Raw genomic sequence first — 213 nt, 5'->3', positions numbered from 1 at the left:
ATTGATCGTTTAGATGCACAAATACTGGAGTACATAGAAAAAGCCCCTGAACAAAGTCAGGAGAAGACAGACTGGAATGATGCCTTGAGAACCCAGAATCAACAGTCATCAGTTGATTTATCAGCTGTATCGGTAGAAAATGAAAAATCCTTTAATAATCCATTAGAGCTAGTTTGGGAATTACATGGAAAATGGAGAGATGAATTAGCAGAA

Annotated in this window: 1 protein-coding gene; it reads left to right on the top strand. The window is 37.1% G+C overall.

Annotation, left to right across the window (positions count from 1 at the left end):
• Window positions 1-213: hypothetical protein (locus ADH54_RS00720; protein WP_049523449.1), on the top strand; the 213-nt coding region annotated here is incomplete at both ends.

The sequence above is a fragment of the Streptococcus pseudopneumoniae genome, assembly GCF_001072315.1.
Classification (GTDB): Bacteria; Bacillota; Bacilli; order Lactobacillales; family Streptococcaceae; genus Streptococcus; species Streptococcus pseudopneumoniae_R.
The sequence above is the reverse complement of the archived record's forward strand: the minus strand, read 5'-3'. Positions and strand labels throughout refer to the sequence as shown.